This window comes from Streptomyces sp. NPDC102441, from assembly GCF_044765585.1.
In the GTDB taxonomy this organism is placed as follows: domain Bacteria; phylum Actinomycetota; class Actinomycetes; order Streptomycetales; family Streptomycetaceae; genus Streptomyces.
Genome location: NZ_JBIWKH010000003.1, coordinates 115,723 through 131,655 on the forward strand (window position 1 = coordinate 115,723; position 15,933 = coordinate 131,655).

The window sequence follows — 15,933 nt, forward strand, 5'->3', positions numbered from 1 at the left end:
GGGGACGAGCGGTGATGCTCAGATCAGGAAGGCGAGCGTCTCGACCGGCCCTCCGGCACTGACGAGGTGCACGACCTTGGAGACCAGCCGGTGTCCGTCGGGGTGGCTGCGCACCGTGTGGATCACCCGGCCCGCCCAGACACGCTGCTGGTGCCGGTATTCGAACAAGGCGAAGTTGGAGCCGACGGTGACGGTGCCGGCCTCTTCGTCCTGTTCGAGGACCTCCATGTTGGTCAGCAGCCGGCGCATCACCGACGGTGGGGTCTGCGCGTGCCGGTTGCCGGTGTTGAGCTGGGCGACCCGGCTGTGGATCCGGCGCCGGTTGTCGTAGATGTACGACAGGGTGCGGCGCGGGTCGTCATCGGGGTGCATCGGCACCCAGTAGAGGGCGTCGTCGTCCCAGAGCTGCTCCCACTCCGAGTAGCGGGCCTCGTCGGCCAGCCGTGCCTCCAGGTGCAGGAAGGCCGTGATGCCGGGGCCGACGGCGGGCAGTGCCGCCGGGGCCGGGCTGGTCCGGTCGGTGGTGCTCACGCCTGGTCCTCCTGTCCCATGACCGCGGCCCATTGGCGGTAGAAACCGCGTTGGGGGGTCTCCGCGCTCTTGTCGGTGTTGACGGTTCCGGTCTCGTCCTCGATGTCGGACTCCTCCCCGCGGGCGAGAACCAGCCACTCCGGGTCCTCGGCCGCCAGGCCGGCCTGATTGCGCATGCCGATCTCGCCGTCGTCGGCGATGAGGAAGCCCGCCGGGCCCATGGCGCCCTCCGCGCGGCGCAGGGTCCGCTCGTTGAGCCGGTCCTGGCCGGGCATGGCCGCGATCCCGGTGTACGCGATCGTCTCGTCGGGGGCGACCGGCTCGACGAACATGACGCTCATCTCGGCCAGGAAAAGATTCGGCCAGATCAGCGTGTGCGGCGGGCCGACGACGAGGGCGTCGTGGGTGCGCTCGGCACCGTGTGCCTCTTCCATGGCGGCGATGTACTCCGGCAGCTTCTCCCGGGGGCTGCGTCCGTACCAGATGAACTCCTCGTCGAGCTTGCGGTACTCGGCGGAGTAGTCGATCTCCGAGTGGCCGCCGCCCAGATCGCGGACGACGACGTCGACCTTGCTCGGGACGTGGGAGACCTTGGCTGGACGGACCGCGTCGTAGACGGAGGCATGGGTGAACAGCGCGTGGTAGCCGTCGACGTTGTTCTCGACGACCATCTTCCAGTTCGCCCTGTGGTGGTGCTTCATCCAGCCGGAGCGCAGGTCGATCGTGCCGGTCGGCGAGAGCGCCAGGAGCCGGTCGATGGCGGTGGTGGCGCGGCCGAGGTGTTCCGCGAGGGTGATGCCGTCCTCGGCGAGAGAGGCGAAGACGAAGCCGCCGTAGCTGTCGACGCGGGGCGCCCTGGCGAGCCCGAGGTCGGAGCGGACCCGCTGGAAGTCCTCACCGTAGCCGGTGCGCATGGGGACGGCGGTGAGTGATCCGTCGTTGGAGAACGTCCAGCCGTGGTACGGGCAGCGGAACGAACTGGCGTTGCCCTTCTCGGCGTTGCACAACCTGTTGGCCCGGTGGGTGCAGCGGTTGAGCAGGACCCGGACCCGGTCGTCCTTGCCGCGGGCGATGACGACCGGGTTGCTGCCGATACGCCGTGTCAGGTAGTCGCCCTTTTCGCTGACCTCGCTCTCGTGGGCCACGTAGACCCAGCCGGTGCGGAAGATCGTGTCCATCTCGCGCCCGAAGATCTCCGGGGAGGTGTAGACGGATCCGTGGACCCGGTTCTCCTGGACGACCGCGGTGACGTCGAAGGCGTCCGACGCCGTCGTGTGCGTGGTTTCGGCCGTTGTCATGAACGGTCCTCCGTTGTCTCGCTGTGGGCTGGGGCCGGCACGGCGGCGGGGACGTGCACCCCGCCGACCGTGCGGAAGCCGATCGTCACGTTCTCCCCGACGGCCGGGGCGGCCGTGGCGGGGTGAAGGGTCGTCATGATGAGCCGGTGCCCGCTGTCCAGTTCGACGTCGAGCACCGGGTACGGAGCCGCGGCGCGCACCAGACCGGCTTCGAGACGGTGCACGAGCGTCGCGCTGTGCACGGTCCCGCGCGGGAGCACCGGTTCCCAGCTGACGGTGTCGCCGCCGCAGCCGTCGCAGATCCGTTGCTCCGGTTCGAGCGGAAGCCGGCACCCCGAGCAGAAGGGCAGGGCCAGTTCGCCGCGTTCGGCGGCCCGGTAGAGCGCGCCGGGCGGAGACTCGTCCACATGCGGGGCGAGGCTGTCGTCCACCAGCCAGTCGGGCGGGGCCGTTCGTGCCGTCGCGGTCATCGCGTACGCTCCAGGATCATCGCCGCATGGTGGTCGAGCCGGCCGCCGATGCCGCCCACGAGGGCGGTGGCGGCCCCGGGCACCTGCCGCTTGCCGCCGTCGCCGCGCAACTGCGTCACGGCTTCGACGAGTGGCGTCATGCCCTGGAGATAGAACCCGGAGAGCTGCCCGCCGCCCGTGTTGACGGGCAGGGTGCCGCAGGGCCCGGTCCCGCCGGAGCGTACGAACTCGCCGACCGGGGCGGTGCCGCACAGTCCGTACTCGGCGAGAAGCATCAGGGTGACCACCGAGAAGGGGTCGTAGAGCTGCGCCATGTCGAGGTCGGCCCTGGTCCTCCCCGCCTCCGCCAGGGCGTCCTCGACGGCGCGCGCCCCGCCGCCGAACCAGGATTCCGCACCGGCCCTGCGGCGGCGTACCGGATGATCCCGGCCGCTGCCGCGCACGGTGACGCGGCGGGGGTCGCCGATGCCGCGGTCGGCGGTGACCACCACGGCGGCCGCGCCGTTGACCGGCCTTGCGCAGTCCAGGCGGCGCAGCGGCTCGGCGATCAGTGGGCTGGCGAAGTAGTCGTCCTCGCTGAGGGGTTCGCGCATGACGGCCTGCGGGTTGCCGGCCGCCCAGGCGCGCTGGACGGTGGCGACGGCGCACAGGGCCTTGGGGTCCTCGCCCGCGGTGTGCAGCCAGCGCTGCGCGAGGAGGGCGTAGGTGGGGACCGATCCGAGGACACCGGAGGCCCGTTCGAGGCCGCGCAGTCCCTCGTTGCCGCCACTGTGCGCGTAGCTGGATCCGGCGCCGCGGCCTGCGAGCAGCGGGGCGTCGGCGAAGACACAGAGCACGGCGCGGGCGGCGCCGGCGCTCACGGCCCGGGCGGCGCGCTCCACCATGGCGAGGGTCGTGGCCCCCTTGATCTCGATGTGCTCCAGCAGTCTCAGATCGCCGAATCCGCCCTGGGCGGCGAAGGCGACACCGAGCCGGTCGGGGCGTACACCCTGGCTGGTGCCGACCAGCAGGCCGTCGATGTCGCCGGGGGCGAGACCGGCGTCGGCGAGGGCCGCGCGGGTGGCTCGGGTCGCCAGCGCGAGAGCGGTCGCCCCGGGCTCGAGGGACATCTCCGTCATTCCCAGGCCCACGATCGCGGCGTCACTCCCGCTCATGCGGCGCCCTCCGCGTCGCTGTTCCCGGGGTCGCTGCCGCGCACCCATCGGTCGTGGCGCTCCTCGCGGTAGGCGCCCACCCGCAGCCAGTCGGCGCGGTCCTGGTCGGTGGCCAGACAGAGGCTGGCCAGCTCCAGCGGGGAGAGCAGGGTCCGGGCACCGGTCTCCAGGTCCTCGATCAGGAGCCGGGGCCCGTTGCCCGCGGTGTCGAGGGCGATCCGGACAACGGCGAACTCATTGGCCAGTTCGGCCAGTTCGGCCGCTTCGCCCGGGACGCGGCGGTCCGCTCCCGTGGCTGCGTTCTCTTCGGACATCGGCATCTGCTGACCCGTTCCTCACTCGGACGGTGCTGTGCGCGGCTCGGCTGCGCTCCTTGCCAACCGGTTGGCGGCCCCCCATAGTCATAGCGGATGCCACTGTCAGAAACAATCCTTTATGACAACTGCGTCACTCAGTTCTCACCTCTTCCGTGGCAGGTCACACTAGACATATGGTCACGCACGAAGGTAGACGCTGAAGTCAATTCAGACGCAATAGTCTCCCTGTGGTCGGACTTCGGTCCCGGCCGTGGGGCGAAGGGAGAGAGCTGTATGAGCGAGCAGAGCGAGCACGCCGGAGCCGGCGAGGAGTACCGCAGCATCTGGGGCCACCTGCGCGAACTGGATTTCCGGCAGGGCTACCTGGATGCCGACGGGGTGCGCACCCGGTACGCGGAGGCCGGCTCGCCCGACGCCCCGCACGTGCTGATGCTGCACGGCACGGGCGGACACTGGGAGACCTTCGCGCCCACCCTGGGGCCGCTGAGCGAGCACTTCCACTGCGTGGCCGTCGACATGGTCGGCAACGGCTTCTCCGAGAAGCCCGGCCACGACTACGAGATCCCCGTCTATGTCCGCCAGATCCAGGCTGTCATGGACCACTTCGGCATGGACCGGACCCATCTGATCGCCATGTCACTGGGCGCGTGGGTGGCCGCGTCGACCGCCGTCCGGCACCCGGAGCGGGTCGACCGGATGATCCTGATGTCGCCGGCCGGGCTGGTGGCGACCGCCTCCAACATGGCCCGTATCCGTGCCGAGCGCACCGCGGCCGTCAACGACCCCAGCTGGAGCTCGATCCACAAGGTGTTCGAGCACCTGATCGCGGACGAGAGCAACCGGCTGCCCGACCTGATCGCGCTGCGTCAGGCCGTCTACCGGCGTGCCGACACCCGGGAGACCATCGACCACCTGCTGATCCTGCAGGACGCCGAGGCCCGCGACCGCAATCTGATCCCGGAGTCCGACTGGGCAGCGCTCCAGGCTCCCACCATGATCGTGGCGTCCGGCAAGGACCACGGGGAGTACCAGAGCACGGCACACACCCTCGCCCGGCTCATCCCGGACTCGGAGGTCTTCGACATGCCCGAGGTCCGGCACTGGCCGCACTTCGAGGATCCGGCCGCCTTCAACCCGGCCGCCCTCCGCTTCCTCGGCAGGTGAGGGCCCGGATGCTGCCCGAGCAGGCTGTGGCCGACGCCGCGGCGAGCCTCTACGAAGCCGAACGCACCGGGGTACCGGTCCGCCAGCTGTCCCTGCGGCACCCGGAGATGACGATCGAGGACGCGTACGCCGTCCAGCGCCGCACCGTCGAGCTGCACACCGCGGCCGGCCGCCGGGTCCGCGGCCGCAAGATCGGCCTGACCTCGCGGACCATGCAGCGCTCTGTGGACATCACCGAGCCGGACTACGGCGTCCTCTACGACGACATGTTCTTCGACGACGGCGACACCGTCCCGGCAGGCCGGTACACCATGCCCCGGGTCGAGGTGGAGCTCGCCTTCGTCCTCGGCGAGGACCTCGAGGGCCCCGACGTCACCCGCTACGACGTGCTGCGGGCCACCGAGTTCGTCACACCCGCCCTGGAGATCCTCGACGCGCGCGTGCAGATGAAGGACCCGGAGACGGGCCGCACCCGCACCATCGTCGACACCATCGCCGACAACGCGGCCGATGCCGGGATCGTCCTCGGCGGGCGGATCGTGCGCCCCTTCGACGTGGACCTGCGGTGGGTCTCCGCCCTGCTGTCACGCAACGCCGTCGTCGAGGAGTCCGGGGTGGCCGCCGCCGTCCTCGGCCACCCCGCCAACGGCGTGGCCTGGCTCGCCGCCCGGCTCGCCGCGCACGGCGACGGGCTGCGGGCGGGCGAGGTCATCCTCTCCGGCTCATTCACGGCCCCCGTCCACGCCCGGCCCGGAGACACCTTCGTGGCCGACTACGGGCCGCTGGGCACCCTCTCCTGTTATTTCGCACGCCAGGAAACGACCTCCTGAGCGCCTCCGCCCCGCATCGCAGAAAGGCACCCGATGGATCTGGACTTCACCCCGGAGCAACGCGCGTTCCGTGAGGAGGTGGGAACCTGGCTGCACGAGAACAAGCCCCAGGACCCGCGCCCCCAGGAGCCCGGGGAGCAGCGCGACTTCGACCTCGCCTGGCAGCAGACCCAGTGGGAGGGCGGCTGGGCGGGGATCGCCTGGCCGACCGAGTACGGCGGCCGCGGCGCCACCCTGACCGAACAGCTCATCTGGTACGAGGAGTACGCCGCCCACGGGCTGCCCCCGATCGACGCCTGCTTCGTCGGCCTCAGCCACGCCGGGCCCACCCTGATGACCCGGGCTCCGGAGGAGCACAAGAACTTCCACCTGCCGAAGATCCTGCGCGGGGAGGTCGTGTGGTGCCAGGGCTTCTCCGAGCCCGACGCCGGATCCGACCTCGCGTCGCTGCGCACCAAGGCCGTGATCGACGGTGACCACCTGGTCGTCACCGGCCAGAAGATCTGGACGAGCTTCGCCGCCGGCGCCGACTACCAGGAACTGCTGGTCCGCACCGACAACACCGGCACCAAGCACCAGGGCATCACCTGGGCGATCTGCGACATGCACAGCCCCGGCATCGAGGTCCGCCCGATCCGCACCATGGAGGGCAACGCCGAGTTCTGCGAGGTCTTCTACGACGAGGTCCGCGTCCCGCTGGCCAACGTCGTCGGAGAGCTCGGCCAGGGCTGGAGCGTGGCCATGTCCACCCTCGCCTTCGAGCGTGGCACCGCGTTCACCGCCTCCCAGGTGCGCCTGGCCGGCATCGTCGAGGAACTCATCGACCATGCCCGCGAGCACGTCGGCCCAGACCGGCGGCGCCCCGCGATCGCCGACGACGAGATCGCCCGCCGCCTCGCGCGCGCCCGGGCCGACCTCGCCGCGCTGCGGGCCATGACGTACGCGGGAGTGTGCCGCAGCATGCAGTCGGACACCCCGGGCCCCAAGGGCTCGATGCTGAAACTGCGCTTCGCCGACCTCTCCAAGGAGGTCGCCGCCCTCGCCATGGACATCGTGGGCCCCGAAGCCCTGCGCCGCGGCGACGACCGCCACCACAAGGGCTGGGTGGGCACCTACCTCCACTCGTTCTCCGCCTCCATCGGAGGAGGCACCTCGGAAATCCAGCGCAACATCATCGGGGACCGCGTCCTCGGCCTGCCCAGGTGAAAGTGAGTCACCCCTGATGGACCTGCTTCCTTCCCAAGAACAGCTCGAGCTCGTGTCGGCGGCGACGGACTTCCTGGACTCGCACCCCCTGGTGGACATCCTGCGCACCCGGCGCGGCGAGGCCAGCGCCGTCGACCCCGCCCAGTGGACCGACGCCGCGGAGATCGGACTCCTGACCCTCGGACTCGACGAGGAGCACGGCGGTCTCGGCCGCCCCCTCGAGGACGAGGCGCTGCTCTTCCACGCACTGGGCCGGCGACTCGCCTCCGGCCCCTACCTGGCCTGCGTCCTCGGCGCCCGTGTGGCCGCCCACTGCGGGGACACCGCCCTCGCGGAAGCCGTCGGCGAGGGCCGGGCCCTGGTCGGTCTGGCCGAGGCGCGCGGCGAGGCCACGGTCGGCCCCGACGGAGTCAAGGGCGCCTTCGACCTGATCGACGCGGCCGGTGCCGGACATCTGCTCGTCGTCACCGAGGACGGGGCGGCCCTCGTCGAGGCGCCCGACGCCGGGCAGGTGGAGACCGTCGAGGCCCTCGACCCCGGCATGCGGCTGGCCACGGCCACCCTGGAGACCACCCGGGTACTTCACTGGGTGCCCGCCGGGGCCGACCCGCTCTGGCTCCGCGCCCTCGCGCTGAACGCCGCGACTCTGGCCGGCGTCGCCGAGGCCACCACGGAGCTGGCCACCCGGCACGCGGGCGAGCGCGTCCAGTTCGGAAAGCCGATCGGCGTCAACCAGGCCGTCAAGCACGCCTGCGTCGACATGGCCGTACGCGCCGAGGCCGCGGTGGATCTGTCCCTGTTCGCCGCCGTCGCCCTCCGGTCCGGGCGCCCGGACGCCCTGTTCCAGCTCCTGTCGGCGAAGTCCGTGGCAGGCCGGGCCGCGGTCGACAACGCGGCGTCCTGCATCCAGCTGCACGGCGGCATGGGCTTCACCGACGAGCACGACGCCCACCTCTACCTGAAGCGGGCGCACTCCCTGAACCACCTGTTCATCGAGCCGGCCGACGTCCTCGCCCGGCTCCTGGCCGAAGGAGCCGCCCAGTGAGCAGGCGCGCCGTGATCGCCGGAGTCGCCCTGTCCGATGTCGGCCGGGTGGACGACAAGACGCCGTACGCGCTCATGGCGCAGGCCAGTCGGCGGGCCCTCGCGGAGGCGGGGCTGCGCCCCCAGGACGTGGACGGGCTCGCCTCCACCTCGCAGGGCACCCTGCCGCCCGTGGACGTCGGCGAATACCTGGGGCTGCGGCCCCGGTGGATCGACTCGACCGCCGTCGGCGGGGCCTCCTGGGAGGTGATGCTCGCGCACGCCGCCGACGCCATAGCCGCCGGCCACGCCGACGTCGTCCTGCTCACCTACGGCTCGACGGCCCGCAGCGACCTGCGCAAGGGGCTGCGCGGGGCGAGCCTCGACTGGGGCTCGCGCGGGCCGCTCCAGTGGGAGTCCCCTTACGGGCACTCCCTGATCTCGAAGTACGCCATGGCGGCGCGCCGGCACATGCACGAGTACGGCACCACCGTGGAAGACCTGGCGGAGGTCGCCGTGTCGGCGCGGTTCAACGCGCGGGAGAACCCGGAGGCGTACTACCGGGATCCCATCACGATCGACGACGTGCTGAGCGGCCCGATGATCGCCGACCCGTTCACCAAACTGCACTGCTGCATCCGCTCCGACGGCGGCGCGGCAGCCGTGCTGGTGGCCGAGGACCGGATCCCGGACCTGCCCGGCGATCCGGTGTGGGTGCTGGGCACGGGGGAGGCCACCTCCCACATGCTGACCAGCCAGTGGGACGACCTGACCACGGGCCCGGCGGAGGTCAGCGGCCGTCTCGCCTTCGAACGCGCGGGGCTGCGTCCTTCGGACGTCGACGTGTGCGAACTGTACGACGCCTTCACCTACATGCTGCTCGCGACGGTGGAGGACCTCGGGTTCTGCAAGAAGGGCGAGGGCGGGGCGTTCGTCCGGGAGGGACGGCTGCGCCTGGGCGGTGAACTGCCCACCAACACCGACGGCGGCGGGCTGTCCGCGTGCCATCCGGGGCAGCGGGGTCTGTTCCTCGTCGTGGAGGCCGTACGCCAGTTGCGCGGGGAGTGCGGACCGCGGCAGGTACCGGACGCCGAGGTGGCCTGTGTGAGCGGGACGGGTGGCTGGTTCTGTTCCAGCGGCACCGTGCTGCTCGGGTCCCAGCGGCCCGCCTGAACCGACACGCAAGGGAGGAGGAGGCCCCCGTCGGGGCCGCCTCCTCCCTTGCGTCGTGCGCAGGCGCGGTCTCAGCCGCCCAGGCGCAGACCCGGGGTGCGGGTGCCGAAGACATCGGTCCCCATCACGGCACCGAGCTTCGTCGCGTCCCACCGCTTGCCCGAGCTGCTGACGCTCGCCTGCGGGGCCCAGCCGCGCAGCAGCTCGATGTTGCCGGCGAACGCCTTGATGACCTGTCCGCTGACGTGCCCGGCCTCCGGGCTCGCCAGCCACGCGACCACGGGCGAGCCGAGCGAGGGGTCCTTCGGGTCGAACTCCTCCTCGTCGCGCTCGTCGGGTTCGAGGGCCGGCGCGGCACCGGGCATGGTGGCCGAGATCCGGGTGAGCCCACCGGGGCTGATCGCGTTGACGGTGGCGCCGATCGACGCAAGCTCCAGGCTGAGGGTCTGGGTGAGGCCGACGATCGCGGCCTTCGCCGCGGCATAGTTGGACTGGCCGAAATGCCCGAGCAGTCCCGCACCGGACGTCGTGTTGACGATACGGCCGTAGACAGGGCCGCCGGTCTCCTTGGACTCCGCGCGCCACTTGCGGGCCACTGCCCTGCTGGTGAGCCAGGTGCCGCGGACGTGGACGCGCATCACGAGGTCGAAGTCGTCGGCGCTCATGTTCCAGATCGCCCGGTCGCGGACGATGCCGGCGTTGTTCACCACGATGTCCAGGCGGCCCAGTTCGTCGTAGGCGCGCTCGACGAGCGCGTCGACCTGCGCCTCGTCCCCGACATCGCTGAAGTCGGACACGGCCTTGCCCCCGCGCCCGGTGATGACACCCACCACCTCGTCGGCGACCTTGCCCTCGCCCTCGCCGCTGACCGAGGTGCCCAGGTCGTTCACGATGACCGTGGCGCCGTGCCTGGCGAGCTCCAGGGCATGGCCGCGGCCGATGCCGTGACCCGAGCCCGTCACCAGGGCGACCTTGCCCTCCAGCAGACCACTCATGTCGATCCTCTTCTCGTCACTGTTCTTCGTTCTGTGTTCTGTGTTCTGCGTTCGGGGCGGTCGTTCAGGCCGCTGCCGGACCGAAGTACAGCGCGTGGACGCCGGTGTCGATCTCCTCGAACCGCGCACTCACGCGCATCCCGATGGCGACCTCCTCGGGGGCGCAGCCCACGATGTTGGTCATCAGCCGCGGCCCCTCGGTGAGTTCGACGAGCGCGGCGACGTACGGAAGGCGTTCGTTGAACGGCGGGAGGTCGTTCCTGTGGACCGTGGAGTAGGTGTAGACCGTGCCGGTCCCCTCGGCCTCGACAGGCGTCACCTCCTCGCTCCAGCAGGAGGGACACATCACGCGCGGGTAGTGGTGCACGGCGCCGCAGTCGGCGCAGCTCGCGATGAGCAGCCGCCCCTGCGCGGCGGCCTCCCAGTACGGCCGCGTCTCGGCTTCCACGGTCGGCAGGTCGGCGCGGGGCCGTGCGGGCTGCCGAGGCGCCGTGGCGGCCTTCGTCGCCCCGGGGGTTTCCTTCTGCGCCATTCCGCTCACCAGCCCACGTAGTCGGCGGGGCGCTTCTCCACGAAGGAACGCACCCCTTCGGTCGAGTCCTGCGCGTAGGACTGGAGTTCCTGCGCCATGGCCTCCGCCAGGAAGGAGCCCGCCCGGTCGGTGTCCGGGGACTCGTTCATCAGGCGCTTGGTCAGTGTGATGGAGCTTGTGGGAGCGGACGTCAGCCGCTCGACGAAATCCGTGACGGTCTTGTCGAGCAGGTCCGCCGGGACGACCCGGTTGACCAGGCCCAGTGCGGACGCCTCGGAGGCGCCCAGCTTCTCGCCGAACAGGACCAGTTCCTTGGCCCGCTGCATGCCGATCCGGCGCGGCAGCAGATAGGCGCCACCGCCGTCGACCACGAGTCCACGCTTGACGAAGGACTCGACGAAGTAGGCGTTCTCGGTGGCGATCACCAGGTCGGACGCGTAGGCGAGATGGGCCCCGATCCCCGCGGCGGCCCCCTGCACGACCGCGATCACCGGTTTCCCGCAGTCGAGTACCGCGCTCATCAGCTTCTGCGCGCCGTTCATGATGCGTCGCATCGGGCCCGTGACCCGTTTGGTGTCGCCTCCCATCGTGGTGACGTCCGCACCGGTGCAGAAGTGCCGGCCCTCGGCCCGGATCACCACCACCCGGATGTGGGGGTCGCCGTCGGCGACCGCCAGCAGGCGGATCACCTCGTCTCGGTCTGCGGGGCGCAGGGCGTTGCCCGCGGCCGGCCTGTTCAGCGTGATCGTCAGTGCGCCCGCCTCGGTGCGTGCGCGCACCGCTTCGTCGCCGCCATGATCACGATCCGTGTCCGTCACGGAACCTCCTCGCCTGCCCAGATCTCAATGTCCAGGCAATTCTGGCAGTATCGTCACCATAATGTCAGCAGGTAGTTAGCATTATTGCTGCGATGACGAGTCTCACATCAGACTTTTACGTCACTTCATGGAAGGTGGATCCATGACATCCCCTCTGACCGCCCCTGCGCTCGTCATCAGCGAGTGCCAGCTCGGCATCCTAGATCCCGGCCGTTCCGTCTCCCCCGGCCTCGCCGAACACGCGGCCGCACGTGGTCTGGTGCCGCGCACCGCGGGACTCGCCCGGGCCTTCCGCGGCCTCCGGCTGCCGGTCTTCCACTGCCTGATCGAGCACCGGCCCGACCAGGCCGGCATGCTGCCCAACTCGTATCTGGGGAAGCTCGCACTGCGCGGCCGGAGCATGACGGCGGGTACCGACGACGTGCTCCCGCCGGCCGAACTGACGCCGCAGACGGGCGACTTCGTGAGCCGCAGGGCCACCGGGCTCACCGCCTTCTACGGCACCGACCTGGACGCGATGCTGCGCCTGCAGGACGTCCGCACCCTGGTCCTGGCCGGTGTGTCCACCAACGTGGCCCTGCCCGGGCTCGCCCTGGAGGCCGTCAACCGGGGCTACGACGTGGTCCTCGCGGAGGACTGCACGGCGGGATCCTCTCCCGAGGCGCACCGGTTCTTCGTGGAGAACCAGCTCGCCGTACTGGCCCGCGTCCGCACCTCGCAGGAGGTCATCGCGCGGCTGCCCGCCGCCCCCTGAACCGGGAATGCCCGGCGGCACAGAGAAGCGTGGCGGTCACAACGGTCCGGCCGCCTCCGCGTCGCCGACGGCGTCGCCGTTGACGGAGAAGCCGCCGTCCGCGGTAATGGTGGATCCTGTGACGAACTCGGCCTCGTCCGAGGCCAGCCAGGTCGCGGCGTACGCGATGTCCATCGGACTGCCCAGCCGGGTCAGCCTGCCGCCGCCGGTGTGCAGTCCCGCGTCACCGCGCACCGCCACCACCCTGCCGACGACCAGGCAGTTGGCGCGGATACCGGCCGGGCCGCCCTCCGCGGCCAGGGTCCGGGTGAGACTGTTCACCGCGCCCTTGGCGGCACTGTAGGCGCCGAATCCCCGGAACCCGGCGAGCGACTGGCCCGAAGAGACGTTGATGATCGAGGCGCCCCGCGCCTCGGCCAGGTGCGGCCAGGCGTACTTGGACATCCAGAACACCGATCCGGTCAGCGCTCCGCGCAGGATCGCCTCCCACTCCTCGGTGGTGCACTCGTGCAGGGGCTTGACCGTCGCCGCGACCAGCGCGGTGGGCGCCGCGTTGTTCACCAGGGTGTGCAACGCGCCGAAGCGCTCCACCGTGGCCTCCACGGCGGCGCGCACGCTGTCCTCGTCGCCGACGTCGAGTCTCAGGAAGTCGGCCTCACCGCCCGCCTCCCGGATCCGTGCGACGACCTTCTCCGCCTTCTCCACCGTGCGCCCGGCAACCATCACCCGGGCTCCTTCGGCGGCGAAGTGCTCGGCCGTCGAGCGCCCGATCCCCCGCGTGGAGCCCGAGATCAGCGCCACCTTGCCCTTCAGCCTGTCTCCCACAGGACGTCCTTTCCCGAAGCGCGTGAGTGGTGGTGCGAGTGGCGCGCCGTCGCTCACAGCGCGGCGTACGCCTTCTCCAGCGCCGTGAGCCGGCGGGTGAGCAGCCGCAGCGAGGCCTCGGCGTCGTCGGTGTCGCCCGGCTTGCCCGTCAGCCCCGCGAGGCGGTCGCGCACCTCGTCGATCTCCTCCTTCAGCCGGCCACCCGCCTCCTGGCGCGTGAGCAGATCGTCGTCGGTCCAGTCGGCCGCATCGATGTCGTGTCCGTGGCTCATCTCCGGCTCCCAGCATGAGGACGGGTCCGGGCCATGGGACGGAAGACCGCACCCATGGCCCGGGACGCCGCTATTCGCTCCCGCTTTCTGACACGACGTACATTAAGCAGGGCACTCGCGGACGTCAATGGCCTGGGCGGCTCTGGCTGGGAACTCATGCGTCATGGGGGTAGATGCCATCGTCACACACAGGTCATGTTTCTGACTGTTCCGTCTTCTACAGCGCCTTCAGGTCCCGCTCTCCCGGTCCGCGGCCGCCTCGAACGCCGCCTCGATGCGGCGATGCCGCTCGCGGACGGATTCCAGCGCCTCGGGGTGGGTCACGATGTACAGGTCACGGCAGCGGATCCCCTCCAGCACGGTCCGGGCCACGTCCTCGGCTTCCAGAACTCCGGGGGTCCCTGCCCCTGCATGCCCGGTCATGCCCGTACGGACGCGGGCCGGCAGCACCACCCCGACGCCCACCCGTGAGCCGGACCCGGCCAGTTCCTGGGCCACGGTCTCGGTGAGGGTGACCACCCCGAACTTGGAGGCGGAGTACGCGCTCAGTCCCGGGCCGTTGCGCACCCCGGCGATCGACGCCGTGTTCACCAGGAACCCGTCGCCCCCGGACCGCTCCAGCAGCGGCAGGAACACCCGCATCCCGTGGACGGTCCCCCAGAGGTTCACGCCCAGTGTCCGCTCCCAGTCGGCCGACGAGAGCTCCTCGAAGGGCGCGATGCGGGCGATGCCTGCGTTGTTCACCACGAGGTCGACCCGGCCGTGCCGCTCCATCACCTCATCGCCGAGCCGTCGCATGTCCGCACACCGGCTCACGTCCACGACGACGCCCTGCGCGTCCAGTTCACCGGCCGCCCCGGCGAGCCTCTGCTCGTCGCGGTCCGCGAGTACCACCTCCGCGCCGGCCGCCCGCAGCGCCCCGGCGAGCGCGCGGCCTATTCCGGACGCAGCACCGGTCACCACCGCGACCTTGCCGACCAGGTCCTTCTCGTCGCCTCTCACGGGCGTTCCCCTCTCCGCGACCGGGTGTCCGGCGTCCCGTTTCACCGAAGGCCGGCGTCCAGGCCCCGCAGGACGAAGCCGACGAGCCTCTCGACGTCTTCGGGTGCCGGAGCCGTGTCGGTCCACAGGTATCTGCGCATGGCGCCCAGCGTCAGGTCCGCGACGTAGGGCCCGTCACTGTCCGGGTCGCGGCCCAGCCGGCGCAACGGCTCGTCGAGGAGCGAGGTCACCGGCCGCAGCAGCGCGTCCTCGGCGTCCGCCCCGGCCGGGAATCCGGCAGTGCCCAGGTGCCGGATCACCGTGCGGCTGGTGCGGGCGACCGCACGGCCGGAGACCTGATGGAGAAGCCCCTGGACCCAGGCCCGCACCTGCTCCCGGGGCGAAGACTCTCGGGCCATAGCGGCCCCTATCCATTCCGCCGCCCTCTGGACACCCTTTTCGAAAACGGCCATGATCAGGTCGTGCTTGCTCGGAAAGAACCGGTACAGCGTATGGTTCGAAATCCCAGCGGCCCGGACTATCTCCGAGACCGAAGGCACCGCTGCCGTCTCCCGTGAGAGCAATTCGAGCGTCACCGTCAGAATCCTTTCGATTTCTGCCTCGACGGCCTCCCGGCGGTCCATCATCCCCCGGTCCACCGCCAGGGCGGCACGGCCGGCCCCTGTGACAACGGCCTTCTCTGTCCTATCGTTCATCTCCGCGAGCAACCCGATTCCGATTCGAGGGAAACTTCATGAATTCCAGCAGCGATCAGCCCGTCCCGGACACCGAGGGCGGTGTTCCCTATCCCTTCAGCCTGTTCGGTCTCACCGGAAAGGTCGCACTGATCACGGGCGGGAGCCGAGGGCTCGGCCGCCGGATGAGCCTGGCGTTCGCGCAGGCGGGCGCGGACGTCGTCGTGGCCAGCCGGAAGCTCGACAAGTGCCAGGAGGTGGTCGCCGAGATCAAGGAGACGACCGGCCGCGACGCCCTCGCCTACGCTTGCCACATGGGCCGCTGGGACGAGATACCCGGCCTCGTCGACGCCGCCTACGAGCGCTTCGGCACCGTGGACGTCCTCGTGAACAACGCAGGTATGTCACCCGTGTACGACGACATCGCAGACGTGACGGAGAAGATGTACGACTCCGTCCTCGGCCTCAACCTGAAGGGCCCGTTCCGGCTCACCCAGCTCGTCGGCACGCGGATGAAGGAACAGGGTTCCGGCAGCGTGATCAACGTCAGCAGCACCGGATCGCTCCGCCCCACGGGCTCGATCATCCCGTACGCCGCGGCGAAGAGCGGCCTCAACGCCATGACCGAGGGTTTCGCCGAGCTGCTGGGCCCCGAGGTCCGCGTCAACACCCTGATGCCCGGCCAGTATCTGACGGATGTCAGCGCCGCCTGGGACATGGACCAGACGATGCGGATGTCCGAGCGTCTCCACCTGAAGCGGATCGGCCGTCCCGACGAGATCGTCGGCGCCGCACTGTTCCTGGCCAGTGACGCCGCCTCTTACACCTCGGGCACAGTGGTGCGCTCGGACGGCGGCATTCCGTAGGCCGCCCGGCCGAGGCACCTCCTCCCTTC

General features: G+C 70.7%; 19 protein-coding genes and 1 pseudogene. 7 read left to right on the forward strand and 13 right to left on the reverse strand.

Annotation, left to right across the window (positions count from 1 at the left end; genetic code table 11):
- Positions 1-18 precede the first annotated feature (18 nt).
- From ACIREO_RS06755 to ACIREO_RS06775, 5 genes are read right to left on the reverse strand one after another with little or no spacing between them, the layout of a single operon-like run.
- Entirely contained in the window at positions 19-531 is a 513-nt protein-coding gene (locus ACIREO_RS06755; RefSeq protein ID WP_404106037.1) for an aromatic-ring-hydroxylating dioxygenase subunit beta, read from the reverse strand.
- The gene (locus tag ACIREO_RS06760; RefSeq protein WP_404106039.1) at positions 528-1,829 is read right to left on the reverse strand and encodes a Rieske 2Fe-2S domain-containing protein; all 1,302 of its coding nucleotides are present in this window, start codon (positions 1,827-1,829) and stop codon (positions 528-530) included. The genes ACIREO_RS06755 and ACIREO_RS06760 overlap by 4 nt, the downstream gene beginning before the upstream one ends.
- Positions 1,826-2,299, reverse strand: coding sequence for a Zn-ribbon domain-containing OB-fold protein (locus tag ACIREO_RS06765; protein WP_404106042.1), 474 nt, complete (start codon positions 2,297-2,299; stop codon positions 1,826-1,828). The genes ACIREO_RS06760 and ACIREO_RS06765 overlap by 4 nt, the downstream gene beginning before the upstream one ends.
- Positions 2,296-3,453: a thiolase family protein gene (locus tag ACIREO_RS06770; protein WP_404106044.1), complete on the reverse strand. Its 1,158-nt coding sequence runs from the start codon at positions 3,451-3,453 to the stop codon at positions 2,296-2,298. Before ACIREO_RS06770 ends, ACIREO_RS06765 begins: the two co-directional genes overlap by 4 nt.
- Entirely contained in the window at positions 3,450-3,773 is a 324-nt protein-coding gene (locus ACIREO_RS06775; RefSeq protein WP_404106047.1) for a hypothetical protein, read from the reverse strand. The genes ACIREO_RS06770 and ACIREO_RS06775 overlap by 4 nt, the downstream gene beginning before the upstream one ends.
- Before the next feature lie 270 nt (positions 3,774-4,043).
- Here ACIREO_RS06775 and ACIREO_RS06780 point away from each other — a divergent pair, with 270 nt between their 5' ends.
- From ACIREO_RS06780 to ACIREO_RS06800, 5 genes are read left to right on the forward strand one after another with little or no spacing between them, the layout of a single operon-like run.
- Positions 4,044-4,934, forward strand: a complete 891-nt coding sequence (locus ACIREO_RS06780; RefSeq protein WP_404106050.1) for an alpha/beta fold hydrolase — start codon at positions 4,044-4,046, stop codon at positions 4,932-4,934.
- 8 nt (positions 4,935-4,942) lie between these two features.
- Complete coding sequence (gene hpaH, locus ACIREO_RS06785) at positions 4,943-5,764, forward strand: 2-oxo-hept-4-ene-1,7-dioate hydratase (protein WP_404106053.1); 822 nt, start codon at positions 4,943-4,945, stop codon at positions 5,762-5,764.
- A 33-nt stretch (positions 5,765-5,797) separates the two neighbouring features.
- Complete coding sequence (locus ACIREO_RS06790) at positions 5,798-6,970, forward strand: acyl-CoA dehydrogenase family protein (protein WP_404106056.1); 1,173 nt, start codon at positions 5,798-5,800, stop codon at positions 6,968-6,970.
- A gap of 16 nt (positions 6,971-6,986) precedes the next feature.
- Positions 6,987-8,015 (forward strand): acyl-CoA dehydrogenase family protein, encoded by a 1,029-nt coding sequence (locus ACIREO_RS06795; protein ID WP_404106059.1) that lies wholly within the window; start codon positions 6,987-6,989, stop codon positions 8,013-8,015.
- Positions 8,012-9,166, forward strand: coding sequence for an acetyl-CoA acetyltransferase (locus ACIREO_RS06800; protein WP_404106062.1), 1,155 nt, complete (start codon positions 8,012-8,014; stop codon positions 9,164-9,166). Before ACIREO_RS06795 ends, ACIREO_RS06800 begins: the two co-directional genes overlap by 4 nt.
- 71 nt (positions 9,167-9,237) lie before the next feature.
- Here the strand turns inward: ACIREO_RS06800 and ACIREO_RS06805 are convergent, their stop codons facing one another.
- From ACIREO_RS06805 to ACIREO_RS06815, 3 genes are all read right to left on the reverse strand, one after another.
- Positions 9,238-10,161: an SDR family NAD(P)-dependent oxidoreductase gene (locus ACIREO_RS06805; RefSeq protein WP_404106065.1), complete on the reverse strand. Its 924-nt coding sequence runs from the start codon at positions 10,159-10,161 to the stop codon at positions 9,238-9,240.
- 64 nt (positions 10,162-10,225) lie between these two features.
- Positions 10,226-10,693, reverse strand: coding sequence for a Zn-ribbon domain-containing OB-fold protein (locus ACIREO_RS06810; protein ID WP_404106067.1), 468 nt, complete (start codon positions 10,691-10,693; stop codon positions 10,226-10,228).
- Positions 10,694-10,698: 5 nt separating this feature from the next.
- The gene (locus ACIREO_RS06815) at positions 10,699-11,511 is read right to left on the reverse strand and encodes an enoyl-CoA hydratase/isomerase family protein (RefSeq protein WP_404106070.1); all 813 of its coding nucleotides are present in this window, start codon (positions 11,509-11,511) and stop codon (positions 10,699-10,701) included.
- Positions 11,512-11,653: 142 nt separating this feature from the next.
- Here ACIREO_RS06815 and ACIREO_RS06820 point away from each other — a divergent pair, with 142 nt between their 5' ends.
- Positions 11,654-12,265, forward strand: coding sequence for a cysteine hydrolase (locus ACIREO_RS06820; RefSeq protein WP_404106073.1), 612 nt, complete (start codon positions 11,654-11,656; stop codon positions 12,263-12,265).
- 36 nt (positions 12,266-12,301) lie between these two features.
- Here the strand turns inward: ACIREO_RS06820 and ACIREO_RS06825 are convergent, their stop codons facing one another.
- From ACIREO_RS06825 to ACIREO_RS06845, 5 genes and pseudogenes are all read right to left on the reverse strand, one after another.
- Entirely contained in the window at positions 12,302-13,090 is a 789-nt protein-coding gene (locus tag ACIREO_RS06825; RefSeq protein WP_404106076.1) for an SDR family NAD(P)-dependent oxidoreductase, read from the reverse strand.
- A 53-nt stretch (positions 13,091-13,143) separates the two neighbouring features.
- On the reverse strand, positions 13,144-13,362 hold the full coding sequence (locus ACIREO_RS06830) for a hypothetical protein (protein ID WP_404106079.1): 219 nt from the start codon (positions 13,360-13,362) through the stop codon (positions 13,144-13,146).
- Positions 13,363-13,590: 228 nt separating this feature from the next.
- Positions 13,591-14,364 carry an SDR family NAD(P)-dependent oxidoreductase gene (locus tag ACIREO_RS06835; protein ID WP_404106082.1) on the reverse strand — a complete coding sequence of 258 codons (774 nt, stop codon included), beginning with the start codon at positions 14,362-14,364 and terminating at the stop codon, positions 13,591-13,593.
- A gap of 41 nt (positions 14,365-14,405) precedes the next feature.
- Positions 14,406-14,762: a hypothetical protein gene (locus tag ACIREO_RS06840; RefSeq protein ID WP_404106785.1), complete on the reverse strand. Its 357-nt coding sequence runs from the start codon at positions 14,760-14,762 to the stop codon at positions 14,406-14,408.
- Between the two features lie 60 nt (positions 14,763-14,822).
- A pseudogene (locus ACIREO_RS06845) lies at positions 14,823-15,059 on the reverse strand (TetR family transcriptional regulator); the annotation flags it as partial.
- 38 nt (positions 15,060-15,097) lie between these two features.
- Here ACIREO_RS06845 and ACIREO_RS06850 point away from each other — a divergent pair.
- Positions 15,098-15,904, forward strand: coding sequence for an SDR family NAD(P)-dependent oxidoreductase (locus ACIREO_RS06850; RefSeq protein ID WP_404106085.1), 807 nt, complete (start codon positions 15,098-15,100; stop codon positions 15,902-15,904).
- Positions 15,905-15,933: the final 29 nt, after the last annotated feature.

Bases quoted from the DNA above. Each gene is read 5' to 3' on its own strand.
- ACIREO_RS06760 (WP_404106039.1), bottom strand. From the start codon at position 1,829: ATGACAACGGCCGAAACCACGCACACGACGGCGTCGGACGCCTTCGAC.
- ACIREO_RS06765 (WP_404106042.1), bottom strand. From the start codon at position 2,299: ATGACCGCGACGGCACGAACGGCCCCGCCCGACTGGCTGGTGGACGAC.
- ACIREO_RS06770 (WP_404106044.1), bottom strand. From the start codon at position 3,453: ATGAGCGGGAGTGACGCCGCGATCGTGGGCCTGGGAATGACGGAGATG.
- ACIREO_RS06775 (WP_404106047.1), bottom strand. From the start codon at position 3,773: ATGCCGATGTCCGAAGAGAACGCAGCCACGGGAGCGGACCGCCGCGTC.
- ACIREO_RS06780 (WP_404106050.1), top strand. From the start codon at position 4,044: ATGAGCGAGCAGAGCGAGCACGCCGGAGCCGGCGAGGAGTACCGCAGC.
- hpaH (WP_404106053.1), top strand. From the start codon at position 4,943: ATGCTGCCCGAGCAGGCTGTGGCCGACGCCGCGGCGAGCCTCTACGAA.
- ACIREO_RS06790 (WP_404106056.1), top strand. From the start codon at position 5,798: ATGGATCTGGACTTCACCCCGGAGCAACGCGCGTTCCGTGAGGAGGTG.
- ACIREO_RS06795 (WP_404106059.1), top strand. From the start codon at position 6,987: ATGGACCTGCTTCCTTCCCAAGAACAGCTCGAGCTCGTGTCGGCGGCG.
- ACIREO_RS06805 (WP_404106065.1), bottom strand. From the start codon at position 10,161: ATGAGTGGTCTGCTGGAGGGCAAGGTCGCCCTGGTGACGGGCTCGGGT.
- ACIREO_RS06810 (WP_404106067.1), bottom strand. From the start codon at position 10,693: ATGGCGCAGAAGGAAACCCCCGGGGCGACGAAGGCCGCCACGGCGCCT.
- ACIREO_RS06820 (WP_404106073.1), top strand. From the start codon at position 11,654: ATGACATCCCCTCTGACCGCCCCTGCGCTCGTCATCAGCGAGTGCCAG.
- ACIREO_RS06830 (WP_404106079.1), bottom strand. From the start codon at position 13,362: ATGAGCCACGGACACGACATCGATGCGGCCGACTGGACCGACGACGAT.
- ACIREO_RS06840 (WP_404106785.1), bottom strand. From the start codon at position 14,762: ATGGCCCGAGAGTCTTCGCCCCGGGAGCAGGTGCGGGCCTGGGTCCAG.
- ACIREO_RS06850 (WP_404106085.1), top strand. From the start codon at position 15,098: ATGAATTCCAGCAGCGATCAGCCCGTCCCGGACACCGAGGGCGGTGTT.